This is a genomic window from Armatimonas sp., assembly GCF_043760365.1.
GTDB lineage: Bacteria > Armatimonadota > Armatimonadia > Armatimonadales > Armatimonadaceae > Armatimonas.
Genome location: NZ_JAYUPA010000665.1, coordinates 1 through 3,957, shown reverse-complemented (window position 1 = coordinate 3,957; position 3,957 = coordinate 1). Strand labels below are relative to the sequence as shown.

General features: G+C 56.0%; 3 protein-coding genes and 1 rRNA gene. All 4 read left to right on the top strand.

All coding sequences use genetic code 11. From position 1 onward, the window contains the following. Positions 1-90 (top strand): 5S ribosomal RNA (gene rrf, locus ACH2EH_RS15445); the annotation flags it as partial. A 235-nt stretch (positions 91-325) separates the two neighbouring features. Next, the gene (locus tag ACH2EH_RS15440) at positions 326-1,726 is read left to right on the top strand and encodes a TolC family protein (protein ID WP_395142927.1); all 1,401 of its coding nucleotides are present in this window, start codon (positions 326-328) and stop codon (positions 1,724-1,726) included. A gap of 4 nt (positions 1,727-1,730) precedes the next feature. Then, complete coding sequence (locus ACH2EH_RS15435; protein ID WP_395142926.1) at positions 1,731-3,317, top strand: hypothetical protein; 1,587 nt, start codon at positions 1,731-1,733, stop codon at positions 3,315-3,317. Between the two features lie 5 nt (positions 3,318-3,322). Then, the coding region (locus ACH2EH_RS15430; protein WP_395142928.1) for an ABC transporter ATP-binding protein at positions 3,323-3,957 on the top strand (635 nt) is incomplete at its 3' end.

The window sequence follows — 3,957 nt, the reverse complement described above, 5'->3', positions numbered from 1 at the left end:
CCCGTTCCCATTCCGAACACGGTAGTTAAGCCCTATTGCGGCGAAGATACTTGGGGCAAAAGCCTCCGGGAAAATAGCGCGACGCCAGAATTTATGTTAAAGGGCCGTCCTCATTGAAAATATGGGGGCGGCCTTTTTTCTTTTTTAGCGGCGATTTTTGTGATCGCTCTCGTCTCCACGCACTGTTAGAGCTTTTTTCACCTGACTTTAATTTCCCGGAGGTAACAAAGACCCTAGCGTGGTATCTAAGGAGACAGTATCTGTCTCAGGGGGATTTGGACATATCGTGATGAGGACTCGTTTTACTTTACTGTTTGGAGTGGCTATGGCACCACTATTGGCTCTGCTCCCGATCGTTGTAGCCCATGCACAAGAGGCGTCTGCCGTGGCTCCTGTGCAGGCCACAGGGCCGATGACGCTTTCTACGGCTATCGTTACGGCGCTGGATCGCCAGCCACAACTGGTTGCTGCTGCGGCTAACAAAGATGCATCTGCTCAACGTCTGAAGCAGACTAAGGCGAGCTATCTGCCGACGGTCACACCCAGCTACAATTTTCAGAACCAGTACACGTTTGGTAAGGTACAGGTTTTTCAGGGCGGTGGTGTGATTACTGAGCTGCCATCGGGGAAGACAACGACGAGTCGGCAAGAGCAAATCAATCTAAGCTACCGGCTCTTCGACTCAGGGCGACGGGATCTTAACGCGCGACAGGCACAACAATCTCTCACCGCATTAGAGCTGAGCGAAGCGAACACGCGACAGACAGTCATTGGTAATGTAGCCGATACCTACTTCAATGCCCTGCGAACGGATGCTCTCGTTCGTGTTTCCGAGGCGCAGGTTGAACGTGCTAGGCAGACCTTTGAGCAGATAAAGTTTCAAGCCAATACAGTGGGAGTGACCCCTCCTAAAGATATTTTCCAGGCGGAAGCAGACTATCTCACTGCGAAGGTCAACTTACTGCAGGCACAAAATAATGCGGAGATCGCTCACTTACAGTTGCGAAATGCAATGGGACTCACCGGCAGCGGAAAATTTAATCTTGCGGATGTCTCTCCTCCCTCACCCACTGCCCCGATGACGGCTCAGGTTGACGGTGTCGTGCTCGCGACAAAAGATAGCGATGCGATTACCAAGCTTGTTGCTTTTGCACAGGCTAAACGTCCCGATACCCAGCAGGTTGAGGTCAATGCAGCGGCAAGTCAGACAGCAGTGAAGATCGCGGAAATCAGTTCTCGGCCCACCGTGAACATAGATCTCGCAGCAGGTTACCAATTCGATGCGGCTAATGATCCGACACGGCAGGTTGGCAATAACCGCTCTCTGGTTGCTAATGTTACCTATCCCCTCTTTGATGGCGGGGCGACTCGTTCTAATATTCACGCTGCGGAAGCTACCCAGCGCTCCAGTGTTGCTCAGGTGCAAAACCAGAAACAACAAGTGGCACTGGAAGTGGAGCAGGCCTGGCGCAACCTGGGGCAGGCGCGGATAAGCATTCCGGCTACAGAGGCCGCATTGGCTGCTGCAAAGAAAAACTACGAGGCCGCATCGGAGTCTCTCAAGCTGGGGGCAGGGAGCACTGTTGAGGTGATCACCGCGCAGACCTCTCTTGTACAAGCGGAGATTAACTATGTGCAGGCGCTCTATAACTTCTATACGGCGGATGCGCGTCTGACGCGCGCACTGGGGCAGGCGGAGCGGATTGGCCGCACCGCCGCAAAGTAGCGCTGTGGGTAAGAGTACTACACCTGATGTCTCGCCTCCAGGGCTTCTGGATCGGCTTTTTGGTATTGACCTCCGCTCGGTGGCACTGCTCCGAATGGGGCTGGGTGGGATTCTGCTCTGGGATCTGGTGGATCGGGCACGGTTTCTGGAGGCGCACTACACGGACAGTGGCCTCTTTCCCCGCGAGGCAAGTGTCGCGCAGTGGTCAGGGGGAGAGTACTGGGAGAGCATCTGGGCGTTTGCGTCGCTGCACATGGCCTCGGGCGACCTGGCTTGGCAGGTATTCCTGTTTTTGTGTACCGCAGTCTGTGCGTTCTGCTTGCTTGTGGGCTACCGTGCCCGGCTCTTTGCCTGCCTGTGCTGGCTACTGACCGTCTCTATTCAGAATCGCAATCCGCATATCCTTAGTGGGGCGGATCAGATGATCCGGCACTTGCTCTTCTGGGCAATGTTTCTGCCACTAGGGGGGCGCTTTTCCGTGGACGGGCTCTGTGCACTCTGTAAAGCCTACCAGCAGCCCGTGCCGACTCGGGCACTTTCGCTGGGAACCGCCGGGATCTTGCTTCAGACGCTCTTACTTTACTGGTTTACCGCGGCGCTCAAGTCCGCACCCGAGTGGCGCGGCGAGGGGACAGCGATCTACTACGCGCTCTCGATTGAGCACTACCAGACCGTACCTGGGCGCTGGATGCTGGGTATGCCACTAATCTTTCTGAAACTGGCAACCTGGGGCGCGATTGCACTGGAGGCGTTTGGTCCCCTAGTCGCCTTTCTCCCCTTTGCTGTAGAACGTCTTCGTCTTGGAGTGGTTGCTGTTTTTGTCTTCTTCCACTTGGTGCTGATTGCCGGGCTGATGGACGTGGGCCCTATTAGTGAGACTAGTGTCCTCATGTGGGTCGCGTTTCTGCCCGCGCTATTCTGGGACAAGCTGGCGGCTCTATGGCGACGGCTACCTGTCTCTGGGGTGAAGACGGGCATTGAGGCGGTTTATCAGAGCCTTGTGACCTGGCGAAACGGACGGATCCGCCAGCGTGTCGAGCGGCGTGAGCCTCTCCCTGAGCTTAGGGCCACCAAGTTTACCCAGGCTGTGGCGGCTCTCTCTATTGTCTTTATCGCCCTCTGGAACTTGCGAGGGATGGATGCAAAGCGTTTTGGGCGTTATACCGAGAACCTGACCTGGGTGGCGAACTTGGTGCGTCTGGATCAAAACTGGGCAATGTTTGCTCCGTTCCCTTTTAAGCAAGATGGGTGGTTTGTCCTGGTGGCGACCCTGTCGGAGGGCTCTCAAGTTGACCTGCTGCAGGGAGGCAAGCCCGTGCGGTGGGAAAAGCCCGCTCCCGTCGCGTCTCAGTACGTGAACGAGCGTGAGCGCAAGTACTTGATGAACCTCTACGAGCCGAGCTATGAGTCGCAGCGGGGGTATTTTACGCACTATAAAATCCGTGAGTGGCGGCGCTCGCACCCTCAAATCACCCATCGCGTGGTGAAAATTGATTTCTATTATTTGCTTCACAAGACCCCGCCTCCTGGCAGTCCTCCGCCCGAGCCGCGCAAGCTACTACTTTGGAGCGAAACCTATACGAAAGTGTGAAAACTATGGCCATTGTTATCGAGACACGAGATCTGACAAAGAACTATAAGACAGGCATCATGGATGTGAAGGTGCTCCTGGGCATCACCCTTCAGATTCATGAGGGGGAATTTATCGCTATCATGGGGCCATCGGGCTCCGGCAAGTCTACCTACATGAATATCCTGGGCTGCCTGGATCGTCCCACGGGCGGCGAGTATCTTCTGGACGGTGAGGATGTCGCACGCCTCTCCGATGATCGGCTGGCTGATATCCGCAACCAGAAGTTCGGCTTTGTTTTCCAGAGCTTTAATCTGTTGCCACGTACCACGGCGCAGCGCCAGGTAGAGCTGCCTATGCTCTACGCGGGCAAGCCCAACAAAGAGAAGCGTGCCAAGTGGGCGCTGGAGCGGGTGGGGCTCGCGGATCGGGCACACCACAAACCCAACGAGCTCTCTGGTGGCCAGCAGCAGCGTGTCGCGATTGCCCGCGCCCTGGTCAACGACCCTAGAGTGATCATGGCCGACGAGCCCACGGGCGCACTCGATACGCGCACGAGCTTTGAGATCATGGGAATCTTTCAGGAGCTCAACCGCGAGGGAAAGACCGTAGTGATGGTGACCCACGAGAACGACATCGCCCAGCACGCCACTCGCATCAT